Source organism: Halomonas sp. AOP25-F1-15, assembly GCF_052378675.1.
Taxonomy (GTDB): Bacteria; Pseudomonadota; Gammaproteobacteria; order Pseudomonadales; family Halomonadaceae; genus Vreelandella; species Vreelandella casei.
On sequence record NZ_JBQSXV010000006.1, the window covers coordinates 91781 to 116243 of the forward strand.

General features: G+C 55.3%; 25 protein-coding genes and 2 pseudogenes. 15 read left to right on the top strand and 12 right to left on the bottom strand.

The features are described 5' to 3' along the window. Window positions 1–8: 8 nt before the first annotated feature. From ACT3TF_RS12640 to ACT3TF_RS12655, 4 genes are all read right to left on the bottom strand, one after another. Entirely contained in the window at window positions 9–998 is a 990-nt protein-coding gene (locus ACT3TF_RS12640) for an ABC transporter permease (RefSeq protein ID WP_444672301.1), read from the bottom strand. Further along, window positions 995–1993, bottom strand: coding sequence for an ABC transporter permease (locus tag ACT3TF_RS12645; protein WP_444672302.1), 999 nt, complete (start codon window positions 1991–1993; stop codon window positions 995–997). Before ACT3TF_RS12645 ends, ACT3TF_RS12640 begins: the two co-directional genes overlap by 4 nt. Continuing rightward, window positions 1986–3473, bottom strand: a complete 1488-nt coding sequence (locus tag ACT3TF_RS12650; RefSeq protein ID WP_444672303.1) for a sugar ABC transporter ATP-binding protein — start codon at window positions 3471–3473, stop codon at window positions 1986–1988. The genes ACT3TF_RS12645 and ACT3TF_RS12650 overlap by 8 nt, the downstream gene beginning before the upstream one ends. A 93-nt stretch (window positions 3474–3566) precedes the next feature. Next, window positions 3567–4550: a substrate-binding domain-containing protein gene (locus ACT3TF_RS12655; RefSeq protein WP_444672304.1), complete on the bottom strand. Its 984-nt coding sequence runs from the start codon at window positions 4548–4550 to the stop codon at window positions 3567–3569. A 292-nt stretch (window positions 4551–4842) separates the two neighbouring features. Here ACT3TF_RS12655 and ACT3TF_RS12660 point away from each other — a divergent pair, with 292 nt between their 5' ends. Both ACT3TF_RS12660 and ACT3TF_RS12665 read left to right on the top strand, forming a co-directional pair. Then, entirely contained in the window at window positions 4843–5856 is a 1014-nt protein-coding gene (locus ACT3TF_RS12660) for a substrate-binding domain-containing protein (RefSeq protein WP_441684938.1), read from the top strand. A gap of 117 nt (window positions 5857–5973) precedes the next feature. Then, the gene (locus ACT3TF_RS12665) at window positions 5974–6837 is read left to right on the top strand and encodes a YicC/YloC family endoribonuclease (protein WP_441684940.1); all 864 of its coding nucleotides are present in this window, start codon (window positions 5974–5976) and stop codon (window positions 6835–6837) included. A 319-nt stretch (window positions 6838–7156) separates the two neighbouring features. Here the strand turns inward: ACT3TF_RS12665 and uraH are convergent, their stop codons facing one another. Together uraH and ACT3TF_RS12675 are read right to left on the bottom strand one after the other, a co-directional pair. Continuing rightward, the gene (gene uraH, locus ACT3TF_RS12670) at window positions 7157–7567 is read right to left on the bottom strand and encodes a hydroxyisourate hydrolase (RefSeq protein ID WP_444672305.1); all 411 of its coding nucleotides are present in this window, start codon (window positions 7565–7567) and stop codon (window positions 7157–7159) included. Window positions 7568–7620: 53 nt separating this feature from the next. Continuing rightward, entirely contained in the window at window positions 7621–8115 is a 495-nt protein-coding gene (locus ACT3TF_RS12675) for a GlcG/HbpS family heme-binding protein (RefSeq protein ID WP_444672306.1), read from the bottom strand. Window positions 8116–8250: 135 nt separating this feature from the next. Between ACT3TF_RS12675 and ACT3TF_RS12680 the strand changes: the two genes are divergently transcribed. From ACT3TF_RS12680 to ACT3TF_RS12705, 6 genes and pseudogenes are all read left to right on the top strand, one after another. Beyond that, a complete protein-coding gene (locus tag ACT3TF_RS12680) occupies window positions 8251–8922 on the top strand; it encodes a heavy metal response regulator transcription factor (protein ID WP_096276819.1) in 672 nt (223 codons plus the stop codon). Continuing rightward, window positions 8922–10292, top strand: a complete 1371-nt coding sequence (locus ACT3TF_RS12685; protein WP_444672307.1) for a heavy metal sensor histidine kinase — start codon at window positions 8922–8924, stop codon at window positions 10290–10292. Before ACT3TF_RS12680 ends, ACT3TF_RS12685 begins: the two co-directional genes overlap by 1 nt. Window positions 10293–10370: 78 nt before the next feature. Continuing rightward, window positions 10371–10538, top strand: a pseudogene (locus ACT3TF_RS12690) (endoribonuclease YicC domain-containing protein); the annotation flags it as partial. A 112-nt stretch (window positions 10539–10650) separates the two neighbouring features. Continuing rightward, window positions 10651–11217 carry a sugar dehydrogenase complex small subunit gene (locus ACT3TF_RS12695; RefSeq protein WP_444672309.1) on the top strand — a complete coding sequence of 189 codons (567 nt, stop codon included), beginning with the start codon at window positions 10651–10653 and terminating at the stop codon, window positions 11215–11217. Window positions 11218–11305: 88 nt separating this feature from the next. After that, entirely contained in the window at window positions 11306–12895 is a 1590-nt protein-coding gene (locus tag ACT3TF_RS12700) for a GMC family oxidoreductase (protein ID WP_193063018.1), read from the top strand. 1 nt (window position 12896) lies between these two features. Next, window positions 12897–14318 (top strand): c-type cytochrome, encoded by a 1422-nt coding sequence (locus ACT3TF_RS12705; protein ID WP_444672310.1) that lies wholly within the window; start codon window positions 12897–12899, stop codon window positions 14316–14318. A gap of 53 nt (window positions 14319–14371) precedes the next feature. Here ACT3TF_RS12705 and ACT3TF_RS12710 read toward each other — a convergent pair. From ACT3TF_RS12710 to ACT3TF_RS12720, 3 genes and pseudogenes are all read right to left on the bottom strand, one after another. Beyond that, window positions 14372–14863, bottom strand: a pseudogene (locus ACT3TF_RS12710) (DUF4411 family protein). Then, on the bottom strand, window positions 14860–15084 hold the full coding sequence (locus tag ACT3TF_RS12715) for a hypothetical protein (RefSeq protein WP_444672311.1): 225 nt from the start codon (window positions 15082–15084) through the stop codon (window positions 14860–14862). The pseudogene ACT3TF_RS12710 and the gene ACT3TF_RS12715 overlap by 4 nt, the downstream one beginning before the upstream one ends. A gap of 102 nt (window positions 15085–15186) precedes the next feature. Beyond that, window positions 15187–15324 (bottom strand): ImmA/IrrE family metallo-endopeptidase, encoded by a 138-nt coding sequence (locus ACT3TF_RS12720; RefSeq protein ID WP_441684952.1) that lies wholly within the window; start codon window positions 15322–15324, stop codon window positions 15187–15189. A 232-nt stretch (window positions 15325–15556) separates the two neighbouring features. Between ACT3TF_RS12720 and ACT3TF_RS12725 the strand changes: the two genes are divergently transcribed. Continuing rightward, on the top strand, window positions 15557–16435 hold the full coding sequence (locus ACT3TF_RS12725) for a pirin family protein (protein WP_444672312.1): 879 nt from the start codon (window positions 15557–15559) through the stop codon (window positions 16433–16435). A 3-nt stretch (window positions 16436–16438) separates the two neighbouring features. Here ACT3TF_RS12725 and ACT3TF_RS12730 read toward each other — a convergent pair whose 3' ends face one another. Beyond that, window positions 16439–17050 (bottom strand): DNA-3-methyladenine glycosylase family protein, encoded by a 612-nt coding sequence (locus ACT3TF_RS12730; protein ID WP_441684956.1) that lies wholly within the window; start codon window positions 17048–17050, stop codon window positions 16439–16441. A gap of 221 nt (window positions 17051–17271) precedes the next feature. On the opposite strand from ACT3TF_RS12730, the gene ACT3TF_RS12735 reads away from it, so the two are divergent. Together ACT3TF_RS12735 and ACT3TF_RS12740 are read left to right on the top strand one after the other, a co-directional pair. Then, window positions 17272–18483, top strand: coding sequence for an MFS transporter (locus ACT3TF_RS12735; protein WP_444672313.1), 1212 nt, complete (start codon window positions 17272–17274; stop codon window positions 18481–18483). A gap of 91 nt (window positions 18484–18574) precedes the next feature. After that, the gene (locus ACT3TF_RS12740; protein WP_444672314.1) at window positions 18575–18826 is read left to right on the top strand and encodes a hypothetical protein; all 252 of its coding nucleotides are present in this window, start codon (window positions 18575–18577) and stop codon (window positions 18824–18826) included. Window positions 18827–18843: 17 nt separating this feature from the next. On the opposite strand, the gene ACT3TF_RS12745 is transcribed toward ACT3TF_RS12740, so the two are convergent. Then, window positions 18844–19539: an extensin-like domain-containing protein gene (locus tag ACT3TF_RS12745; RefSeq protein WP_192536018.1), complete on the bottom strand. Its 696-nt coding sequence runs from the start codon at window positions 19537–19539 to the stop codon at window positions 18844–18846. Window positions 19540–19701: 162 nt separating this feature from the next. Here ACT3TF_RS12745 and gmk point away from each other — a divergent pair, with 162 nt between their 5' ends. From gmk to ACT3TF_RS12765, 4 genes are all read left to right on the top strand, one after another. Then, window positions 19702–20334 carry a guanylate kinase gene (gene gmk / locus ACT3TF_RS12750; RefSeq protein ID WP_096276853.1) on the top strand — a complete coding sequence of 211 codons (633 nt, stop codon included), beginning with the start codon at window positions 19702–19704 and terminating at the stop codon, window positions 20332–20334. A 138-nt stretch (window positions 20335–20472) separates the two neighbouring features. Next, window positions 20473–20730, top strand: a complete 258-nt coding sequence (gene rpoZ / locus ACT3TF_RS12755; RefSeq protein ID WP_007112267.1) for a DNA-directed RNA polymerase subunit omega — start codon at window positions 20473–20475, stop codon at window positions 20728–20730. A gap of 44 nt (window positions 20731–20774) precedes the next feature. Beyond that, complete coding sequence (locus ACT3TF_RS12760) at window positions 20775–22919, top strand: RelA/SpoT family protein (RefSeq protein ID WP_096276855.1); 2145 nt, start codon at window positions 20775–20777, stop codon at window positions 22917–22919. A 123-nt stretch (window positions 22920–23042) separates the two neighbouring features. After that, on the top strand, window positions 23043–23432 hold the full coding sequence (locus ACT3TF_RS12765) for a RidA family protein (RefSeq protein WP_096276857.1): 390 nt from the start codon (window positions 23043–23045) through the stop codon (window positions 23430–23432). A 26-nt stretch (window positions 23433–23458) separates the two neighbouring features. Here ACT3TF_RS12765 and ACT3TF_RS12770 read toward each other — a convergent pair whose 3' ends face one another. Continuing rightward, a complete protein-coding gene (locus ACT3TF_RS12770; RefSeq protein WP_096276859.1) occupies window positions 23459–24340 on the bottom strand; it encodes an SDR family oxidoreductase in 882 nt (293 codons plus the stop codon). Window positions 24341–24463 lie beyond the last annotated feature (123 nt).

Here is a 24463-nt window from a genome sequence, read left to right on the forward strand (position 1 = left end):
AACCTTACTCACGACTGTTTGATAAACGGCATACGCAGTGCCATCACAATAATTAGAAAAGCACCCCAGACGGCGGTGGCTAGATGCTGGCTGGCGCCCATCAGGTTCATACCAGAGGCGATCACCTGCAGGCTCATTAAGCCCAGCACCAGTGGCAGTACGCGGCCAAAGCCGCCAAATGGGTTCGCCCCGGCTAGAAAACAGGCCAGCACGGTAATCAGTAGGTAGCTCTCGCCGTGGCCTACGCGCACGGAGTTGAAGCGAGCGAGCATCACCATGCCGGCGAGACCCGCGAGCAGACCGGAAAGGGTGTAGACGGTAATCAGCACGCGTTTCACATTAATGCCCGAGTACTCGGTAGCACGGGGGTTGGAGCCGAGCATATAGATCGAGAACCCGGTGCGGGTGAAGTGCATGACGTACATAAGCCCGGCGGCGGCGGTGAGAAAGATCAGCATGGGAATTGGCACGCCCAGCAAGCTTCCGCTACCGATGGTTTGAAATACTGGCGGCATACCCGATATACCGCCACCGCGAGTTAAAAACTCGCCCACGCCTTGCAGAAAAATCATCGCGCCTAGCGACACTAAAATGGGGTGCGCACCCACGTAGGCAACGATAAAGCCGATTAAAAAGCCAGCAGCGGCACCCACAAGCAGCCCGACCATAATCGCCATGGGAACGCTTAAAATGCCCATTCCTGCTAGCAGGCCCTGCACCAGCCAAGCGGTGGTGAGCCCCGCAATATTGGCGGTAAAGGTGACCGAGAGGTTGAGCCCGCCGGAAATAATCGGTACCAGCATTGCCAGCGAAAGTAGCCCAAGCTCCGGCAACTGCATCGACATCGAGCTAAAATTAGTCGCGGTGAGAAAGCCCGGTGCCAGCAGTGAGAAAAAAACGATGCTGGCAATTAAAAGGGCCGTCATGGCCATCACTTCAATGGTATCGCCACCCAGACGTATGCCAGCGCTGGATGGCGTGTTCAGAGGCTTATTCATACGTTTTTCGCTCTGGTTGAACGGGGCAACAGATTGCCCAGGTTACTGGTCGTAATAGCGATCAAAATAATTAGCCCGACAATCATGCGGAAGGCGTAAGGAGTAACGCCCAACAAGTTCAGGCCATTTTGCACCACGGCGAGCAGCAGTACGCCGAGCACTGCGCCAAGCACCGAGCCACGCCCGCCGCCCAGCGTCGCGCCGCCCAGCACGACCGCGGCCAAAATGGGCAGCTCCTGGCCTATCAAGGCGTTGGGCACTACCTCCTGTACAATATGTGCCTGCATCAGGCCCGCTACACCCGCGCATAGCCCCAACCAGCCGTAAGCAAAGGCGTGAATTTTCCAAACACTCACACCTGAGCGGCGGGCGGCCTCGGGACTTGAGCCAAATCCGTAAATAGTGCGTCCGAAGCCGGTACGCGCCAGAATGAACCAGGTGAGCACGACCATCACTGTCATGACGGCAGCGGGGAAATAGAGTGTGGCCGAGCCGCGCTCTGCAGGCAGATCGAGCAGTGGAATCGAGTAGTAGAGCCAGTCGGGAATATCGTAAATCGATACGCCGCCCGTGAAGTACATCAGCAGCCCGAAGAAGAGATTAAACGTACCGATGGTGACGATAATCGAGACAATTCGAAAACGGTGAATCAGCAGCGCATTAAAGAGCCCCAGCAGGGTGCCCACCAGCATTGAGAGCAGGATGCCCAGCGGCCAGCTGCCGCCGCCCAGAGTATCGATCAGCACTGTCATCACCACGTACTGCACCACCGAGGCCGCCACCGCGAAGGAGATATCAATGCCCCCCGCGATGAGCACGACCACCAGCCCAACGGCAAATATGATATTGACTGACTGATTGTTAAGCAGATCAAACAGGTTCTGAAGACTTAGGAAACTGTCGGTGGTCAGCGCCAGCACCACCGACAGCGCCAGAATAATGCCCAGCAGCGCCCCTTCGGTGCCGATACGTGTGCGCGATAAAAGATTACGCATTGATGATTGCCTCCAGCGCTTCTTCCGTTGTTTCTGAGGGGATCACCTCAGTGGTAATGCGCCCCTCCCGCAGCACCAGCGCTCGGTCGGCATTCATCCAAATTTCCCCCGCTTCGTCGGAGATCAAAATAATCGCCACGCCCTGATCGGCAAGATCACGGATGATGTCGAAAATGCCGGCTTTCGCTCCTACATCGACGCCAATGGTCGGGCAGTCGAGAATCAGCACTTCAGGCTTGGTCGCCAGCCACTTGGCAAGGGCGATGCGCTGCTGGTTACCCCCGGAGAGCGACGAGACCGCAAGCTCTGCATCGCTCACCTTGGTCTTCAGTTGCTCGACCCAGTGTGCGGTCAGCGCCCGGATGCGCCGCGGCGAGAGAAAGCCGCGCGGCTTCTCAAGTGAAGGCAGCACGGTGACGGCGCTGTTCATGTTAATCGACTGGTTTTGTACCAGGCCCAGGTGAAGGCGGTCTTCGGAAAGGTAGGCGATCTTGTGACGCACGGCATCGCGATTGGAGCGCAGCTTGAGCGGCAGGCCATCCTTGCGTATCTCGCCCGACGTGGGGCGGGTCATGCCGAAAATGGCATGGGCGATCTCGGTACGCCCGGCACCCAGCAGCCCCGTCAGCCCCAGGATTTCCCCGTGATGCAGGGTGAAGGAGACGTCCTCGAATTCGCCTTGACGACTCAGGTGCTTAAGCTCCAATACCGGTTGACCTTGATGGGTTTCAGCCCGGGGGGTGAACTTAAGCTCAAGGCCGGTCATCAGTGTGGAGAGCCTTGCCTGGGTCATCCCCTCGGTGGGATAGGTGCCCACGAGCAGGCCGTTGCGCAGCACAGTGACGTGCTGGCACACCTCAAGCACCTCTGCCAGCCGATGGCTGACCAATACAATCGAGATGCCCTTTGCTGCCAGCGAGCGGGTAATCACCAACAGCGCCTGCACCTCTTTGTAGGTGAGAGAAGCGGTGGGCTCATCCATAAAAATAATGCTGGCGCCTGCGCGCAGCACGCGGCAGATTGCGACCAGTTGACGGTGGGCAATCGAAAGGCCTTCCACGCGGGCGGTAGGGTCTAAATTGAGCCCAAACTGTTGAATAATCTCGCGCGCTTGCTTCAGCGCCTCTTTATAAGAGATCGGCCGCCACGGCTTTGAGACGTAGTCATCAAAGACGATATTCTCCGCGACGGTTAAGTGCGGAAAGAGCGCAAGATCCTGCCAGATGACGTGGATGCCCCGGCTGCGCGCTTCTAGCGGGCTAATGGCTGAGAGAGTTTCATCGCCAAATGTAAATTCAATGCCTGGCTCAGGCTTGTAAACGCCGTTGATAATTTTAATGAGCGTACTTTTGCCGCAGCCGTTTTCGCCCGCCAAGCACATAACCTCACCACGGCGAAGTTCGAATTCGACATCATCGAGCACCCGGCTTTGCCCGAAGACCTTGCTAACATGACGCGCTCGAATCGCGATCTCGCTCATCGGCGGCTCCTCTCTAGACATGATGGCTCTCTTAACATAACTGCCGCGCTCATTGAGCGCGGCAGTGTTGACACGATATGAATAAGCGCAGTCTTACAGGCCGAGCTCTGCCAACTCATCCACGGTCTCTTTGCTCAGCTCCAGCGGCTGCGAGGCAAAGATCGTATGGCCGTCCAGGGTGATTTCACCGAGCACCGGCAGCTCAGCGCCATCGGTAATCTCTTCGCCGTTATAGAGCATCTCACCAAGCGCGACGAAGGCCTTACCTGCCTCAAGTGGGCTCCACTGGAAACCGCCCGTGATAACCCCTTCATGCACCAGACGACGCCCCTGACCCGGCGAGAAAAGTCCCATCACGGCAACATCGCCCTCTAGGCCACGCTCTTTAACCGCACGAGCGGCACCGATGGTGCCCTGGCTGCCAAACGACATAATGCCCGCCAGGTCTTCATGAGCGCGCAGCAGATCAAGGGTGGTATTACGGCTATCATCGACGCTCTCGGCCACGCCGAAACGCTCTGCCGCTTGGGTCAAACCAGCGCAGTTTTCGTCCAGCCAGTTCACGGCAGCATCTGCCCAGGCGTTATGTGCAGGCACGCTTAGGCCGCCCACATAAACAGCGTAGGAGCCTTCGCAGCCGGTGGTCTCAGCAAGCAGTTTGGCGTGCTCTTCGCCAAGCTGCTGCGCCGAAATCATCTCAAAATCGTAGTCGATATTGACCGACTCGGGGCTCTCGTGGGTCAGCACGATAATGCCTTGCTCGCGAGCGCGCTCCAGCACCGGCTCCAGCACTTCACGGTCGTTGGGCACCACGCCGATGACATCGACGCCGCGGCTGATCAGATCTTCAATCGCGCGTACCTGCAGGGCCGGGTCGGCGCTGGTGGGCCCCACCATATAAGCCTCAACGCCTAATTCCTCACCCATTTGCTCAATGCCCATTTCCATGGCATTAAACCAAGGGATGCCGCCTACCTTCGCCACCACAGCGATAGTGGGGGACGTCTGAGCCATTACGCCACTGCTGCCGATGACGCTTGTGAGTGTAACGGCGGTAAGAAGTGCTTTATATTTCATTGTCATTGCCTGCTTGCTGTTGGCTAGCCCAGCCAGTGGAATGGAGTGCATTGAAGCGTTTTGATGGTGTCGACGTGCGCTGCCCGATGTCAAAAAGGCATCGATGCTTTATGCCTTAAAATGCTAGGAGAGTGTCATAACGCTGAAGGCGTTGAACGTTAATCAAGCGATGCGTAAACACTCCGAATCTGTTCTCTTAACTTAGCATGCACAATCGGTTGTGCATTATACAGCATTGACTCATTATGAAATCACGTCAATGCTACTTTTATCTATTTCAAGGAGCGGTTACGTGGTAAGCGAGTCACCTAAGCGGCTAACCATTTACGATCTGGCCAGGCTTGCCGACACCTCGCCGAGTACCGTCAGTGCGGTGCTCAACGGCTCTTGGCAACGGCGTCGTATTAGCCAAAAGCTAGCCGACAAAATCCTCTCTCTAGCCGACAGCGAAGGCTACTCTGCCAATATGCAGGCACGCGCGCTGCGCCGAGAGCGCTCAGGTATTATCGGCATGATTCTGCCGCTCTACGACAACCGCTATTTCAGCTCGATTGCCCAGCATTTTGAAGCCCAGGCGCGCCAGCGCGGGCTGTTTGCGATTGTCGCCTGCACCAACCGCGACCCGGCGCAGGAGCGCGAGGCAGCGCGCATGATGCTCGCCTACCGGGTCGAGTGTTTGGTCAGTACCGGGGCGACTGATCCCGACACTATCTCTGTGATGTGCGACGAAAGCGGCGTGGCGAGTATTAACTTAGATTTGCCCGGTAGTAAGGCACCTTCGGTGATTTCCGATAACCGGGAAGGCGCGCGGCAGCTCACCAACGCCATTCTTGACCGCTTGGCCGGGCAGGCTGCGCGTGACGACGCTATCCTGTTTATTGGCGGGCGAAGCGAGGATCACAATACGCGCGAACGTATCGCCGGTTTCTCTCAGGCCCGCGCTGAACGTGGGTTGTCCACCTCGGAGGCGGACATCCTTCCCTGCGACTATGCCGCCGATAAGGCTCAGGTCGCGTTAGAGGCATATATGCGCCCCCGCTCCACGCTTCCCAGCGCGATGTTCGTCAACTCAACGATTTCGCTGGAGGGAGTCGTGCGCTGGCTTCAGCAGGGCGGCTACCAGCTAGATGACATGATTGTGGGGTGTTTTGACTGGGACCCGCTGGCCGCCGCGTTTCACCCTCACCTGATCATGGCGCGACAAAGCGTGGGCGAGATGATTGATCGCGTCTTCGAGGTGATTGATACGCCATCGCCGGACGCCCGTCTGCTCATCGAAGTGCAGCCAGACATCATTGGTGTGTGATCTTTGCCCCTTCGCGCAGCACTGACCGCGCCGAATGAATAGGCGAGTGAATTGAAAACAAGAGTGGTGGCAAATGCTCTACACTTCCATCACGCCAATCTCTCTACAGGTTATTCAATGACGCACAGCATGACCGCCTTTGCCCGCACCGAGCAGGCCGCCCCCTTTGGCACCCTGCAGGTCGAAATTCGCTCGGTGAATCAGCGCTACCTAGAGCCACATTTCCGCCTACATGAAAGCCTACGGGATTTAGAACCGGTGCTGCGCGAAGCACTGCGTACTCGCCTGGCCCGTGGCAAAGTGGAGTGCAGCGTGCGGTTCGAGAGTTCCGAAACTGCTCAAGCGCCGGCGGTGAACGCCCAGCGGTTAAAAGAGATTGCCGACGCCCTAGTCGCCATTCAGCAGCAGGTGCCCAGCGCCGTGCCGCCCACCACGCTCGCGCTTCTCAATCAGCCCGGCGTAATGGAAACCCAACACCTGGATCAAGACGCCATCAAAGCAGCTGCTAAAACTCTGTTCGACCAGGCGTTGAATGAACTGATCGACGCGCGCGCCCGTGAAGGTGAAAAGCTCGCCGAGATGATCACCTCTCGCCTGACAGCGGTAAGCGAGCAGGTCGCTACCGTCAAAAGCCTGCTGCCGCAGATTCTGGAGCGCCAGCGCGCTCAATTGCTGGAGCGTTTGGAGGTCGCCAAGACCGAACTCGACCCGCAACGCCTGGAAGCCGAGCTGGTGCTGGTGGCGCAAAAAGCCGACGTAGACGAAGAACTGGACCGCCTAACCGCGCACATCGACGAAGTGCGCCACCAGCTCGCCCAGAAAGGCCCTAAAGGCCGCCGCCTGGATTTCCTGATGCAGGAGCTTAACCGCGAAGCCAACACGCTCTCGTCGAAATCTGTGGTGGCCGAGACGACCCGCTGTGCGGTAGAACTGAAGGTGCTGATTGAGCAGATGCGCGAGCAAATACAGAACATTGAGTAGATTATTTAGCACGCTGAGGAGCGTTGCCAGAACTATGTTTATGCGAGTGTGTGAAGTGATCGCGGCCAGTAACAGTAGACGCTTCAGCAACCTAATACGTTGCGATGAGACCATGGCAAGAGAGGTAACATTAATGCAGACAAAAATCGTATATCCACTATCCAGCTGCCTACCGACATGAAACATGGTACTTATTGACTGTGCTGGTATTGCCGCAGAGGGCAAAATTGCTAGATCTTTTTCGCAAAATTAATCAGTAACGGCAGGCCTTAATGGCCCGCCAATTCCTTATTTTAAAACCACTTTTTGCGAGATTTGCTCAGCTTCCGCGATAGGTAGAATATCCATAAGGGCTAAGCAGCAAAGGCACATGATAATGCTGCTCGGTATCGTCCACTTGGAAGGGCACGGGGATATTGGGGAAGAATGTGTCAGTATCATGCGCCTCAAACCATTCGCCAGTTTCGAATGTCACCCGATAAACACCGGATATGAACGTTTCATCGGCTGGATAAAGCGCTGATATACGGCCACCTTCGTCGGTAGTCGCGGTCGCTAACAATTCCCAACCGGTATCGGTGCGACGCTCAAGTTCAACGTCAACACCTTGTGACGGCTGACCGGTTTGAATGTTGAGCACATGGACGCTCAGCGGATTATCGGCCGCAAGCGCTGTCGTCGCGACACTGCTGAGAATAATACCGGCGAGTAGTGCAGAAAATGTTTTCATGAAAAATACCTTTATATCGTCGTTTTATGAAGATTGCAGTGAGTTAGGGAGCGTTAGCTATCGCCGATAACGTGTTCAATTGCCGTTAAGGCGCAACCCTCATCAATAGCAGAACCACCTGCACCAGCAACGCCGAGTGCTCCTATGAGTTCGCCCCCGAATCGTAGTGGTACGCCGCCACCTAACAACAGCAGCTCGTCTAGTGTGTTCAAGTTGGCTGATTCGGGATCCTGGCGAGCGTGCTCCGATAATGCACGGCTGGTGGTATTCGTCGACAGTGACGTAAATGCCTTACGCTGCGCGGCCAACGTGTTGTGGGGGCCGACATTATCGTCGCGCTGCAAAGCGACCAGATTGCCACCGCGGTCAACAGCCGCCACGACAGCGGTCCGGCCATCGGCATGACAAGCTTCAAGAGAGGCATTCACTAGGCGATTAGCCATATCTAGCGAGAGGCTTTGCTGCTGGACAGGGCCTGTTCCGGCCAGCGCGCTGCCCGCCACTAAGAGGGCACCGAGCAGTGGCAGTCGAGCAAATCGTGATGTCATGAGAATATCCTTGTGAGTTGATGGTGACATCCTGACAGGCCGAGTGTGTCAATTACCTGACGGCAGCATTACAGATTTGTAATGTGACAAAGCGATTGATCTCGCTAATCTGTATCAATTTCGCGGGGAGGCGGTATGCGTATCCTAGTGGTAGAAGACGAGCACAAAACCGCAGACTATCTATGTAGGGGCCTGGGGGAGTCGGGATATCGTGTTGAGGTCGCCCTCAATGGATATGATGCGCAGCACTTGATCACCGAGAGCGAGTTTGATCTGATTATTCTTGACGTCATGCTGCCCGGTCTTGACGGCTGGCAGCTGCTGCAACTGATCCGTGGTCGTAGCCAAGTGCCGGTGCTGTTTTTGACGGCCATGGATGCGGTGGAGTATCGCGTCAAGGGGTTAGAGCTGGGTGCCGACGACTATTTGGTTAAACCGTTCTCTTTTGTCGAATTGCTAGCCCGAGTACGTACTCTATTGCGCCGCAGCCCACCTCGCGAGAGAGAGCATTTTCGTGCGGCTGATCTGGAAATGGACGTGCTGCGACGACGAGTGACTCGTCAAGGTGAGCGCATTGCTCTGACCAATAAGGAATTTTCATTACTGGAGCTGTTTCTTGATCGGGAAGGCGAAGTGTTATCGCGCACTTATATCGCTTCGCGGGTGTGGCAAATGAATTTTGACAGCGATACCAATGTCGTCGAAGTGGCCGTGCGTCGACTTCGTGCAAAAGTGGACGACCCTTATTCTCGTAAGCTGATACACACCGAACGTGGCATGGGTTACGTACTTGAGGACCGCGTTTGATGCCCGCTCTGAACTCCCTAGCGACTCGCCTGTCGCTGATGTTCGCGCTGGTCAGTGTGCTGCTACTGGGCAGTATTGGTGCCTACCTCTATCACTCGTTAACACGTGAAATTGCTTGGCGTGATGATCAAATGCTACATGGACGTCTTGAGCGTATGCAAACGCTGCTCGATGACGCCGAGAGTATAGCTACGCTTCGCCAGCGTCCTAAGCTCTATGCCAATATGTTGGGCAATCGCGACAGCCTGTTGTGGATACTGGATGCCGAAGGCCAAGTGCTGATTGACGTCAACCCGAGCGACCTAGCCGTGCCCCAGTTACCGATGACGGACACCATCCGTTTTGAGAATACTACCGGCTCAATACAGGCAAGATTGGCATGGCAAACACTTGAACAAGGCGGGCGGCCGCTCACGCTTATCGCCGGTAAGTTGCTTGATGAGCGTCGTCAGATGCTGACGGCCTATCGGCTTCGACTTTGGCTGGCTCTTGTGATGGGCGCGCTACTTGCCTTCGTGCTCGGGTGGGGAGTCAGTCGGCACGGCCTAGAGCCGTTGCGCCGCTTGGCTGAACAGTCTAATCGCATCAACATAAGACAGTTGGATCGGCGCTTGAATATCGCAGGAGAAGCAAAGGAAATCAGTGGCTTAAGCCATGGATTGAACCTAATGCTAGACCGGCTGGAAGAAGGTTTTTCTCAGCTTTCCCGACACTCCGCAGACATGGCCCATGAGCTGCGAACACCGTTAACCAACCTATTGGGACAAACACAGCATACGCTGCGGCGGGAAAGAGAGACTGCAGAATATCGGCAGGTGCTTGAATCGAATATTGAAGAGTACGAGCGTCTTTCGAGAATGATCGATAGCATGCTGTTTCTGGCACGGACCGAGAATCCTTCAACAGCGTTAACATTTGATGAAGTAGACCTCGGAGTATTGGTAGCTCAGCTATGTGATTACTTCGAAGGTATGGCGGAAGACGACGGACGAACGCTCGTCAATCAGTCGAGTGGTACCGTTGTAGCCAATCGCGATTTGCTACGCACAGCGTTGGCCAATCTGATCGCCAATGCGCTTCGCCACGGCCGTTCCGAAACGCCTATTCATATTACGACGATGAGCATGGAGGATCGGCTCGAACTACGCGTTCATAATCTCGGCACGGCCATCTCCCCTGATAACCTGCAACGGGTTTTCGAACGGTTTTATCGCTGTGATTCGGCGCGAGCCGGTGTAGCCGATTCAGGAGGACTAGGACTGGCCATCGTCCGTTCGATTATCCAATGGCACGGTGGTGACGTGCGTGTCGAAAGTAATAATGAAACAGGCACGACCTTTATTCTGTCACTACTGCGCTTGGGCATGTGAGCACCGTCTATTGCTGCTCAGTCGGTCTTCACTCGTGACGTCAGCCAGAGTAATGACGCCCTAAGTTTATTGTTGTGCCAGCTCGCCCAGAAGGGCCCTAAAGGCCGCCGCCTAGACTTCCTGATGCAGGAACCCAACCGTGAAGCCAACACGCTCTCGTCGAAATTCGTGGTGGCTGAGACGACCCGCTGCGCGGTGGAGCTTAAAGTATTGATCGAGCCGTTCAGAGAACCAATCCAAAAGATGAGTCGCTTGAGCTACATTGATAAGTACACTATGACTAAAGATTGTTATAGAGCAAAAGAGGCGTATAATTTCTGACTATTAATTAGCGTGCTAACATAAGCGTGGTCTGTCGATGAAATTTATTAAAAACAACGCAGTAAAGACACTCCGTCTTTCCCGGCGTGAGCTGCTGGGTGGTATGGCGGCTGTTTCCGCTGCCGCCTTTTTCCCCTGGGCGACGCGTACCTGGGCGGATAGTCCCGGTGCTACCAGCGAGCAAGCAATCCAAGATTTTCTGATGCTTTCCGAGCGTTTAACCGGGAGAGAGGCGCTAGATGCCCGCATCGCCGGACGCGTTTGGCAGGCATTGCTGGATAGCGACGAGCGATTTGCTGATCGTCAGCGGGTGCTGGCCCAGGCGATGGATGATGCCAACCTTACCGATATGCGCAGCTTCAAAGTCTTTGCCGCTACCCAGCCAGAAGCGTTAACGCAAACGGCGGTGGCGATTATCAGCGCTTGGTATTTGGGCTTCACCGGCAGCGTGCAAGGTCATAGCGCAACCGATAACACCCGCTTTATTACCTATACCGGGGCACTGATGTTCGAGCCGACTATCGATGCCACGGTTATTCCGACGTATTCCCGTGGTCACTCTGACTATTGGGTCGATCCGCCTGCCAGCATCGCCACTGATTAATTCTTACTTATACCAAAGTACGCCCCCGGCCTGCTAATAGGTGTCGGGTCGAGCGTATTGATTCTTTTATTCAGGACCGTTTATTACCATGGCTACGCAATTTGACGCGGATGTGATTGTTATCGGCTCGGGCGCACTAGGCAACAACGCCGCCTTTGAGCTCGCTCAGCAGGGCAAATCGGTAATTATTCTTGAGGCGGGTGAGCATGTGCCGCGCTGGAAGATTGTTGAAAATTTCCGCACCTCTTCGCGCAAGGGAAATTTCAACGACCCTTACCCCAACGCACCGTGGGCGCCGACGTCGTACCAGGAAAATTATATCGAAAACACCGGCGATTTCGATCTGTTCCCCGGCATGTTGAAACTGGTCGGCGGCACCACGTGGCACTGGGCGGCGGCAACGTGGCGCTATATTCCCAACGATATGAAGCTTAAAACGCTTTACGGCGTAGGGCGCGACTGGCCGATTGAGTATGACGAGTTAGAGCCTTACTACGTGCGCGCTGAAAAAGCCTTGGGCGTTTCAGGCAGCGATACCGATGACCAAAGCGGCCAGGGTGGCGATGCTTGGCCGCCGCGCTCGGAGCCTTACCCCGTTTCCCCCGAGGGTGATACCTATTATTTTCAGCGCATTAGGGATCGAATCAGCGCTGAAGACTACCGTTTCATCCACGAGCCTAACGCTCGTACTCATAAGCCCTGGGACGGTCGCCCGGCGTGCAGCGGCAATAATAACTGCATGCCGGTATGCCCGATTGGCGCCATGTACAGCGGCGATGTCCACGCTCGCCATGCTGAAAACGCGGGCGCTAAGCTGATCACCGATGCTACCGCCTATCATCTTGAAAAAGGTGACAACGGTAAAATCGCGGCCGTGCACTATCGCAGCTCCAACGGTGACGACACTCGCCTGACCGCAAAGTACTTTATTGTCGCCGCCCACGGCCTGGAAACGCCCAAACTGCTGCTGCTTTCAGAGGTGGCCAACTCCTCGGATCAGGTGGGCCGTAACCTGATGGATCACACCGGCATGGGGCTTCAGTTTCTGGCCGATGAACCGGTCTGGCCGGGTCGCGGGCCTGTTCAGCAGGGCGGGATCTTCAACTGGCGCGATGGCGACTTTCGCCGCGAACACTCAGCCATTAAGCATGCATTAACCAATATGGTGCCCAACACGGCCGTCACTCAGCGCCTGCTGGATAATTTGATTGTAGGCCCGGAACTCGACGACCGAATCCGCCATGACGCCGCCCGCTGGGTAGATATCTCCACGGTGTTTGAGATGTTGCCCCATGCCCATAACACCGTTCGGCCCAGCACACGCTACAAGGATGCCTTGGGCATTCCCATGCTGACGGTTAACTACAGCGTAGATAACTACGTAAAAGCGGCGGCTGATGTCGCGAAACGTGACTACGCCAACTTTGTGCGCATCATGGGCGGCCAGGTCATCGAAGACGATACCGGCTGGCAAAACCGAGATCACTTAATGGGGACCGTGATCATGGGCGACAGAGCCGAAGACTCTGTAGTGAACGGCGAATGCCGCACCTGGGATCACGATAACCTGTTCCTTGCGACCACCGGTGTTATCCCCGCGTCAGGGGTGATCAATCCCACGCTTGCCGGTGTTGCTTTGAGTATTCGCATTGCCGACATCATCGCCAAGGAGATCTAACATGCGCTTGCCGTCCTCTTGGCTCCTAGGTGTCGCTTTTATGTTTTCGTTGACCAGCCATGCAAGTGGTGCCGCTAGCCCCAGTAACGCAGCGAATGTGGATGACGAGCTGATCCAACAAGGCGAGTATCTTGCGCGTGCCGCTGATTGTTCCGCCTGCCACCGTCCGCCGGAAGAGTCTGGGCAGCCTTTTGCAGGGGGTTACGTCATTGCCTCGCCCATGGGCGATATTATTGCCAGCAATATCACGCCCTCCCGCGAATATGGTATTGGCGACTACTCAGAAGCACAGTTTAAACGTGCGCTAACCGAAGGTATTCGTGCCGACGGCGCTCATCTTTATCCCGCCATGCCTTACACCGCGTATAGCGGCTTAACCGACGATGACATTCACGCGCTGTATAGCTACTTTATGCACGGGGTTGAAGCGGTCGACGAGCCGACGCCTGAAACATCGCTGCCGTTTCCCTTTAACCTCCGCGTGAGCATGGCCGCATGGAATTTCTTATTCCTGGATGACGCCTATACTCACGATCCGGAACAAAGTGACACTCTCAACCGTGGCCGCTATTTAGTCGATACGCTGGGGCATTGCAGCGCCTGCCATACGCCGCGTAACGCGCTGATGGGGGAAAACAATGACCGCTATCTGGCAGGGGCCAACGTCGGTGGATGGTATGCGCCCAATATTACCTCCGATGCCAGCGGGATCGGCAACTGGAGCGTTGAAGAGCTGGTGCAGTACCTGCGTACTGGTCACGTTGAGAACAAAGCACAGGCCGGTGGCGGCATGGCTGAGGCGATAGAGCACAGCCTGCGCTATTTAAGCGATGAGGACCTGCACAGCATGGCGGTCTACTTGAAGCAGGTGCCACCCACGGCGATAGGCCCGGCCATTGATGTAAGCCAGGCACCCCGCGAAGTTGAACCCGTAAGCCCAGCCACGCTGGAGCCGCTGCGCAACGATGACCCTCAGGCCATGAGTGATGGTAAACGTACCGACGGCCAGACGCTTTATAACGGCGCCTGTGCCAGCTGCCACCAGATCGACGGGCAGGGCACCGATGATCAGTTCTACCCCTCGCTGATACACAATACCGCGACTCAGGGTGCCAACGCCGATAACCTGATTATGTCGATATTGCAGGGCGTGCATCGCGAAATCGATGACTACACCGTGGCCATGCCCGCGTTTGGCGAGCAGCTAAACGATGAGCAGATCGCCGCCGTGAGTAACTACGTGCTGAGCCAGTTCGGCAACCCCGAGCTTGAAGTCGACGCTGCCCGCGTTACGGAGCTACGCCAAGGCGGCCCAACGCCGCTACTGGTGAAAGCCATGCCCTGGTTAATGGCGGCAGGCGTGATCTTCGCGCTTTTCGTGTTGGGGCTGATTGTTTTCTTGATACGGCGTAAAAGGCGGTAAGTGATGCTTTTAAAGTGGCGCCATCCGTTGGGGTGGCGTTGGTTGAGCGCGACTTATTGACCGAGCACAAACCGAGCTTCTAGCTCACGCAGAAACCGGAAGGTATTAAGGAAGGGTACTTCAAACTGTTGGCAGATATTAGGTACTTTGACTTTTCGTGTATTAGCGGGCGCGGCAGTTTCATGGGTGACCACACTGGCACCAATCGCGTTAGCTTTGGCAATAATCCACGGGTCAGCTTTTGCTAAGAAGTTGTCGCGATTACCAGCGTTATAGTCGCCTTCCATAACGAACTGCACGATTTCAGCGAACAGTAATTATGTTTGTTCGTCGTCGTTGCTGATGAAGTGGTCTGGCCGTTCGCGGGCCCAAGCGGCGAGCTCATCCTTGCCTTCTTTTAGCTCGCGGCCAATCATATCAACACTGGCAATGGTGCCTAACGCAAACTGCTTATCCAGCCAGTCCCAATAAGCAGGGCAAGTATCCATTCCGTAGTATTGGTTTTTCGCTTGTGTATATGCATTTGCATCCAGTAGATATCTCAAATGCCCAGCTCCTTAGCGAAGCGCTCCATCTTATTCGGTTTGACCCCGCCTAGCAGGGCACTTGCTTCACTGACGACCGCTTTGGAAAAAAGCTGGCTGATTTGGGACTTTTTGGTCTGGTAGTACGTGGGGCCGCTACCACTTTCATTAGTTTTGCACTGCGCCTGCCGTTCAGCAATATAGCGGCCGTATTGCGCCTGAGAGATAAAATCGAGCGTCAACGCACGCCGGACCAATGCCCAGGTACTGACGTGAAAATGGGCCTCTAACGTGGATAAGTTATCTTGCCAGTGTGCTAAATCATGCTGCCAAAGAGCGCTAAGCTATTGTTCGGATACTAAAAACTCTGCTGCAGCGGCATTACAAAGCACTTCTTGCTGACGGTGCGTATTAGCGTTTCCATCGGAAATGCCAGACTGACCAATCCAGATATGGCACAACTCATAAATCAAGGTGAACAAGCGCGCACCTAGCGCATCGCCAAGATGCCCAACGCTTCGATTCGCTGGGTCAAATCGCGGTAATAGTCATTTCATTTGCCGCGCTTAGGGTGATCCGCTACTCCTAACTGGGAGCGCATGTCGGCTTGCCTACAATCACCCATCAATTTCCTAGAACGATTCGAAGAAAACTATTCGCTCCTCATCCTTTGGCCTAGGTTTTAAGCTAAAGGTAATTGTTAAGGAGCATTTTATGTCAGTAGACGCATCCACAAGCCCAGTCCGCCGTGTCATCGCCCAGCACCCGGCCAAGCGCGATGATATCGGTGATTTAACCACGCGTCGGCCGTTACCAGGGCCTGGTTTGGATCAGCTCGACCCGTTTCTGTTTTTGAATCACCACGGCCCGCAAACGTATCCGGCCAACAACCGTGGCCTGCCGTTTGGCCCGCACCCGCATCGCGGCTTTGAAACGGTGACGTTTATTTTAGAGGGGTCGCTGGCCCATGCTGACAGTGCCAGCCATCAAAGCGTGATTCATAAAGGTGGCGTGCAGTGGATGACGGCGGGTAGCGGCATTGTACATGCGGAAATTTCGCCGCCGGAGTTTCTGAGTGAGGGTGGCCCGCTGGAGATTCTTCAGCTGTGGGTCAATCTGCCGGCGCGTTTGAAGATGAGTGAACCGCGCTACGTGGGACTGCAGGAAGCGTCTATCCCCGCTATTGCGCTACCGGGCGGCGGTGAGCTGAACCTGATCGCCGGGCAGTGGCAGGAGCAGGCTGGCCCTATTGAAACGCTGACCGGCGTATTTATGTCGACGCTGAAACTGCCCGCTGGCACACGTGAGCTACTGCCCGTTACTCCTGGGCGGCAAGTGTTTCTCTATGTGGTCGATGGCGATATCAAGGTGAGTGGTGAACCCGTTCAGCCTCACCATTTGATCGAAGTAGACCGTGATGGCGAGAGCCTCGACATCGAAGCCAGCAGCGACGCACGCCTGCTGTTTGGCCATGGGGATGTGATTGATGAGCCCGTCTACTCCCACGGCCCCTTCGTGATGACTACCCGTGAAGAGATCGTTCAGGCGGTCGACGATTACCAGAATGGCAAATTTGGTGGGTTGGACGCTTAGCCCTTACAAAGGCTCGCCCCGGTAGTAGTGCCATAGAAACAGCGAGCCCACGCTGCGCCAAGGCGCCCAGTGTTCTATCATTTGGCGCGCCTGTTTGGGCGTGGGTTTGTCGTCCATGCCTTTCAGGCGCCCTAACGCTACGCGCAGGGCCAGGTCGTCGGCAGGAAAAATATCCGGACGGTTGAGAGAAAACATTAGGTAAATCTCAGCGCTCCAACGGCCAAAGCCGCGTAGCTCGGTAATCGCGGCGATGGCGTCATCATCGCTTAGCTTTTCAAGCCCATCGGCGCTAAAGGTGCCGGCGAGTTCGGCTTCTGCCAAGCCCTTGGCGTACTCAATTTTCCGCCAGGAGAGCCCCGCATCGCGCAGCGCTTGGCTATCCACTTCCATCACCGCTTTTGCATGCAGCTCCGGCAGTAACGTATTGACACGGCCCATAATCGCGCGTGCCGCGTCGGTGGATAGCTGTTGACTAACGATGGTACTGAAAAACGTCGCAAACCCCTGGTCGCGTTGACGTGGGCTAGGCGCGCCGACCAATGGGTATGCGCGGGCAATATCTGGGTCGGCCTCAGCAAGTGCCGCCATGGCGTGCTCAATGGTATCGAGTGTCATCGCCTTCGCCTTATTGAAGAAATAAACAGTTAAGTGAACAGGATTAAGTGAACAGTACTGTGCACAGGCCTGTCGATAAAGCTCAATGAACGCTAGTAGGGCAGGCAAACGCTTTTTGCCGGCTAATTTTTTTGAACGCGGCGTATTTATACTTTCGTCTAATCCTGCGATCATTTGCGCTAATCAAGGTGCCAACAGGGCGGTACCGCTAGGAGATAAATATGCAGGATTCGACAGCATCGTCGTCTCAAGGGCTGGCGCGCAAACCGCGCCTGGCCGAATTTGTGTTGGCGCTGGGCGGGTTTGGGATAGGAACGAGCGAATTCGTCATCATGGGGTTGATGAACCGCGTGGCGGGCGACTTAGCCGTGACGGTTCCTCAGGTGGGCTACGCGATCAGTAGCTACGCGCTGGGTGTTGTGGTGGGGGCGCCGTTAATTTCAGCGCTGGCCGCACGCGCGCCTCGGCGGCTGTTATTAATCGTGCTGATGCTGGTGTTTGCAGTGGGCAACATCGCTAGCGCTCTGGCACCGAGTTTCTGGTCATTTGTGGGACTGCGTTTTCTCGCGGGCTTACCGCACGGTGCCTACTTTGGCATTGCGGCGTTAGTAGCGGCGGGTGCGGTGCCGGTGGATCAACGGGCACGCGCTATTTCCAGGGTGATGCTGGGTCTAACGGTCGCTATTTTGATCGGGGCGCCGCTAGGTACGTGGGCAGGCAACCAGTTTGGCTGGCAAATCGCGTTTGTGGGTGTGGGGGGAATTGCTCTGCTTACCGCTCTGCTAATACGTCTCTATGTACCGGTTCAGCCCGTGGATACAGGTGCCAGCCCCGTGCGCGAGCTGTCTGCGTTGCTGAAGCAGCGCGTGTTAGTTGCCTTAGCCCTGGCCTGTATTGGCTGCGGCGGTATGTTCGCTATTTTTAGCTATGTAATGCCAACACTGACCCAGCAAGCGGGTATGAGTGAGTCGCTAGGGCCTTTGGTGCTGGTGATTTTTGGCCTGGGTTCAATTGCCGGTAATTTAATCGGTGGCCGCATGGCAGATAAAAACCTCATGCGCGCAATCCCTTGCATCTTGCTGTGGTGTGGCATTGTTCAGGGGCTGTTTTACTTTGCGGCGAATAACGTTTGGACAGGGCTTTTGTGTGTCGGCTTGGTCGGCACCAGTATGGCGTTAGCGCCTTCGCTACAAACCCGCTTAATGGATGTGGCCGAAGATGCCCAAACCATGGCGGCCTCGCTCAATCATGCGGCTTTTAATGGTGCAAACGCGCTCGGCGCGTGGCTGGCTGGGTTGGCCATTAGTGCAGGCTTTACCTGGTCGAGTACAGGATTAGTGGGCGCAGGGTTAGCGCTTTGCGGCCTGGTTATTTTTGCCGCAGGGCGCTGGCTGGAAAAGCGTACTTATGGCGTTGCGGCCCGGCGGGCGTAGCTATTTTTCGTTATCGAACAGCGATAATTAAATGGTAAATGTGTGAAATTTTTTCTAGTGTGTAAAAGGAGCAACCCATAAGGAGATGACCATGCACACTCAGATTTTGCAAAACTCACGTATTCTGGCCCTTGGTGCAGTTGTCGCGATGGCCGTCGCTTTAGCAGGCTGTGGCACGACCACCGGCGAGCGTGCCACTAGTGGCGCTGGCGTTGGTGCTGCCGTGGGTGCCGGCGCTGCGGCCGTGACCGGTGGTAGCGTTGTTCAGGGTGCAGTTATTGGTGGTGGTGTCGGTGCTGCCACCGGTGCGGCTACTGATAAAGACGACATCAACCTCGAATAAATGGCGGTTGACACTGCTTAGCGGCAGAGCCTAAAACCGCGCATGCCCATGTGAAAGTGATCGGCATGCGCGGCGTTGTAATCGGGCCCGAGGATATTGCCGAACGTATCGCAGGCGCCATCGCGCGCGGCGCGTAAGAACTCACCCGTTGCGCCTTCATCATCCCAGTTATTTAACACCGTAATACGCTCGCCATTTTCGAATTGAAACCCGGTGACATCCAGCGCTTCTGCGGTGGCATGTTCGCTGCGCCTGCCTGTTTCTCGACCATACACGTTCCGGCACGCAAAGCTGCCGACATGATTCACCTGACTGACGCGGCTGCCCATCAACTGCTCGGCGGCGGGCTGTAACGCGTGGCGTTCATACATGACCCAGGCCAGTGCCATGGGGCAGGAGGCAACGAAGCTCTGATTAAAGGCGACGCCGCTTGATTGCATCCGCACGATATTGGATAGCGGGCAGCTCGCGGTGGGGGCGTAATCTGCCAGTGGCGTGTAGCGCAGCTCACTTGCGGGGACCGTATCTAAAGCGGCCAGACAGCCGGTGCGATCATCCGACAGGCGGCTGAGCTTGAGCTGAGTGATGGGCGTAATGGGGTCGTCAACGTGCAGCGGCGCCCAGGGCGCCCAGTGGCGGGGGAGCTCAATAATTTCTTTTTGCAGGGCTACGCCCAGCGCTATTAAAGCTAATATAAACAGCGTACTGCGCATACTTACCTCCCTGTATGTTGTTACTAACCCTACAGCCGCAGCGATGGGTGTGCGATACTGCGCGGCCTTGCTGCTTTCCTGCAGCCGTTCTGGTTATTTTTGCCCTTTATTTTTCACAACTTATTTTCGCAACTTATTTGCGCAAACTGGGGAAATTGTTTCATGTCCCAAGGTACGCTTTTTATTGTTTCTGCTCCGTCGGGTGCTGGCAAGACCAGTTTGGTGCGTGAACTCATCGAAAGCCTGGATGGTATTCAAGTATCGGTGTCGCACACTACCCGTGCGAAGCGCGAGGGTGAAGTGAATGGCGTGAATTACCATTTCACTGATGTGGCCGCGTTTGAAACGATGATCGCGCGAGGTGAGTTTTTTGAGTATGCCAGAGTATTCGATAATTACTACGGCACCTCACGCCAGGCGGTACAAGCATTACTGACGGCTGGGCAGGACGTTATTCTTGAAATTGACTGGCAGGGTGCACAGCAGGTGCGCGTGCAAATGCCTGATGCGGTATCGATTTTTATTTTACCGCCGTCGCGTGATGAGCTGGAGCGGCGCTTATCAAGCCGTGGCACTGACGAGCATGCGGTCATCGCCCGACGCATGCGCGAAGCGGTCAGCGAGATGTCTCATTACCATGAATATGACTATCTCGTCGTCAACGATGACTTCACTACCGCGCTGCAGGAATTACAGTCGTTGGTCATTAGCCGTCGCTTAAGCCGCTCGTTAATGAGTGAGCGCCACGCTTTGCTATTATCTGCGCTCTTGTCACAGGCGCCTGCAATCGAGTAATCTGTTCGGTTCTATTGTTTTTAAATGCCGTTTTTAAATACTGTTTTAAGTGCGGTGTTAAATGCGTTTTTCCGCTGGGTCGGCCCGTTTATGTTCCATACGGCGCCGGCCTGGTTCTGTCATAACAGGAAGGCTCCCATGGCTCGCGTAACCGTTGAAGATTGTCTTGAAAATGTTGAAAACCGTTTCAAGCTGGTGATGATTTCTACCCAGCGTGCTCGCCAGCTGGCGCGCGGCTCACGTGATGCGTTGCTACCGTGGGAAAACGACAAGCCGACGGTGATGGCGCTGCGTGAAATTGCGGCAGGCCTGGTGGATCACACGGTTCTGGACGAGCCTGTTGAAGCCGCTGTGCGTCCGCGTCCTGCGATGGCACCGACTCATATCGACGACTAACGGTTATCAAGAAATCGATAACGCAAGCGATAGAGGCGCGGTAGATGTTCACCATTGATGACCTGGCCGACCGACTCGGCGGCTATTTACCCCCGGATGAAATCCAGCAGGTCAAACGCGCCTTCTATTACGCTGAGCAGGCCCACGATGGCCAGCGGCGTCGCTCTGGCGAGCCTTATGTTACCCACCCGCTAGCGGTGGCGAACATTCTTGCCAACATGCACATGGACCATCAAAGTTTGATGGCAGCTATGTTGCATGATGTTATCGAAGATACCGGGGTATCCAAAAAAGCCCTGGCCGAGCAGTTTGGTAAACCGGTGGCAGAACTGGTGGATGGGGTATCAAAGCTTACCCAAATCACCTTTGAAGACAAAGCGGTTGCTCAGGCCGAAAACTTCCAGAAAATGGTGCTGGCGATGTCGCGAGATATTCGCGTCATCATCGTCAAGCTTGCCGATCGGCTGCACAACATGCGCACGCTTGGGGCACTGCGTCCGGATAAAAAGCGCCGTATTGCCCGTGAAACGCTGGAAATTTACGCGCGCATTGCCGGCCGGCTAGGCATCAACACCATTCGCATCGAGCTTGAAGACCTCTCTTTTCAGGCCATTCACCCAATGCGTGCCGAGCGCATTAAGCGCGCCGTCGCTAGCGCTCGTGGGCATCGGCGTAGTGCCATGCGCGAAATTCAGTCGTCGCTGCAAAAAAGCCTCGATGACGATGGGCTCAATGGCACCGTGATTGGGCGCCAAAAGCATCTACTGTCGATCTATAAAAAGATGCGTGATAAGCGTAAGCCTTTTGCCGAAATTATGGATGTATTTGGTTTTCGCATTATCACGGAAGATGTGGCCAGCTGTTACCGTATTTTAGGCGTGGTGCATAACCTCTATAAGCCCGTCCCGGGGCGTTTTAAAGACTACATCGCGATTCCCAAGGCCAACGGCTATCAGAGCCTACATACTACGCTGTTTGGCTCACGCGGCATGCCTATCGAAGTGCAGATACGCACGCGCGAAATGGAAGCCATGGCGAATAACGGTATTGCCGCCCACTGGCTTTACAAGGCGGGGCAAACCTCGCACCCGATTGCCGAAGGTAGCCATGCACGCGCCCGGGCATGGGTGAAAGGCCTGCTGGAAATGCAGCGCCATGCCGGCGACTCACTGGAATTTATTGAACACGTCAAAAATGACCTGTTCCCTGACGATATCTATGTGTTTACGCCCAAAGGCGACATCATGGAGCTTCCCCAGGGAGCTACCGTGATCGATTTTGCCTACACCGTGCACACGGATATCGGCAATAACTGTATCGCCTGCCGTATTGATCGGCACTTGGCGCCGCTCTCTACGCGTTTAGAAAGCGGCCAGACGCTCGAAATTATTACCGCCCCTGGTGCGCGCCCCAATCTTGCCTGGCTTAACTTCGTGACGACTGCGAAGGCGCGTTCAGCCATTCGCCACGCGCTTAAATATCAGCAGCAAACCGAGGCCGTCATGTTGGGCCGTCGGTTGCTCAATAAAGCCTTGGCGCCGTTTGACACCAGCCTGGAAGAACTGGACGAAAGCGTGCTCAAACGGGCCTTTAAAGAGCTGGATGTCTCGTCTGAAGAGTCGCTATTGGAGTCACTGGGGCTGGGTAATCGCATGACGCAGGTGGTGGCAAGACGCTTAGTGGACGCCGCACACGGCGGTCACTATGTGCATCCTGCTACCGAAGACGGTAGCAAAGCGGTAGTGATCAGCGGCAGTGAAGGCATGGTGATCAACTTTGCGCGCTGCTGCCATCCGCTGCCGGGCGACCCGGTTGTTGGCCATCTTTCCATGGGGAAGGGCTTGGTTGTACACCGTGCCGAATGTAAAAACGTTGTTGATAAGAACTTTGCCGATAAAAATGATCCCGACAAGCTCTTCGCGCTGGAGTGGTCAGACACGATAGATGAAGACTTCCCGGTCGCCCTGCGCATTGAAATTGAGAGCCGCCGTGGGCTTGTGGCTGAGCTTGCTGGACTAGTCACGGATGCGGATGCCAATATCGAACGTATTGGTATTGAAGAACGCGATGCACACCTTTCGACGGTCACGCTGACGCTGTCTGTGAAAGGGCGAGTGCATTTAGCACGGATTATCAAACGGATCCGTAATCTATCTAGTGTCGGCAAAATCACCCGACTCGCCAACTAAAATCCCTATACACGACCTACTGATGCACTATCGGTAGCGTCTGCTATTGGTGGCGTTGGCTGAGTACTTATTCTAATGACGTATTCTAATGACTAATTATTCACTGAAGGAGCGAGACATCGCATGAGCAATAAGGCTGTTATCAACACCAGCAAAGCCCCTGCTGCTATTGGCCCTTACTCCCAGGCTATTAAAGCGGGTAACACGGTTTATCTTTCTGGTCAGATTCCGCTCGACCCTGCCACCATGGCGATTGTGTCAGAAGACTTTGAAGCTCAGGCACGCCAAGTCTTTGCCAACCTGCAGGCCGTGTGTGAAGAAGCGGCAGGTTCACTGAGTGATATCGTGAAGCTGAACCTGTACTTGGTGGACTTGGATAACTTTGCCATTGTTAACCAAGTCATGGAAGAGTTCTTCACCGCTCCTTTCCCCGCCCGTGCTGCCGTCGGCGTCAAAGCGCTGCCCAAAGGCAGCCAGGTGGAAGCTGAAGCAGTGATGATCATCGGCGATTAATTTTGCCTGCGCTTCACCGCTGTATTTTATACGGGGTTAACCGCTAGGAAGCCGCCTTCTTTAAGCACCTGTGTATAACCTTCACGGTAGCTCGGGAAGCGGAACTGATAGCCGGCGTCGATGAGGCGCTGGTTATCACAGCGCTTGCTGGCGCGGCGGCGTAACGGGGATTGCATCGTCTCAGTGGCCGCTACTTTCAACTGCTGGGCAAGCCACATCATGACGTTATGCATCGTGACGGGCTCACAATCGCTGCCGAGATAGATATCTTCCAGCGGCTCGCCGCTTTCCTGGCGACGAATCAAGTGGGCGATAATGCCGGTGCAGTCGTCGCGGTGAATGCGGTTGGAGTAAATCACCGGTGTAATCGCGGCCACGCGACCTTCGGCGACCTGATGAATCAGCCGGTCACGGCCTGGGCCGTAGATACCGGAGAAGCGAATCACCGTGCCGGGAAGCGAATGATTTATCAGCGCCTGCTCGGCTTCGCACATTAGCTTGCCAGAGAAGCTAGTCGGATCGGTGGGGCTCTGTTCGTTGACCACTTCGCCTTCCTGCTGGCCATGGACGCTGGTCGAAGACACAAAAAACACCCGACGCGGCAGTTTTTTGTGCTGCGCCATGATGCCCAGTACGCGCTTTAAGCCTTCGGGATAAGCACTTTGATAAGCGCTTTCTTCAAAGCGGTCCGCGCTCACCGTATACACGACATAGTCAGCGTGAGGAAGGCTTGAGGCGTCGGCGTCTTCCAGGCTATTCAGGTCTAGCGCGAGCGGTTTAATCCCGGTGCCCTTTAAGGCCTCGACGTTGCGGCGTAAGCCAATCACCCGGTGCCCTTCCTCCAGCAACTCGCGTCCAAGGTTGATCCCAATATCGCCACAGCCGATAATCAGTACGGTTAGCTTCACCGTGCTCACTCCTGTTGATTAATATTCCCTATTAGATACAAAATCTCTGTCAACGATTACAGTGAACCATGACACTGTCAGTTGAGAAAATCGTCAGTAGAGAAGATCGTCGGCAGAGCTTGC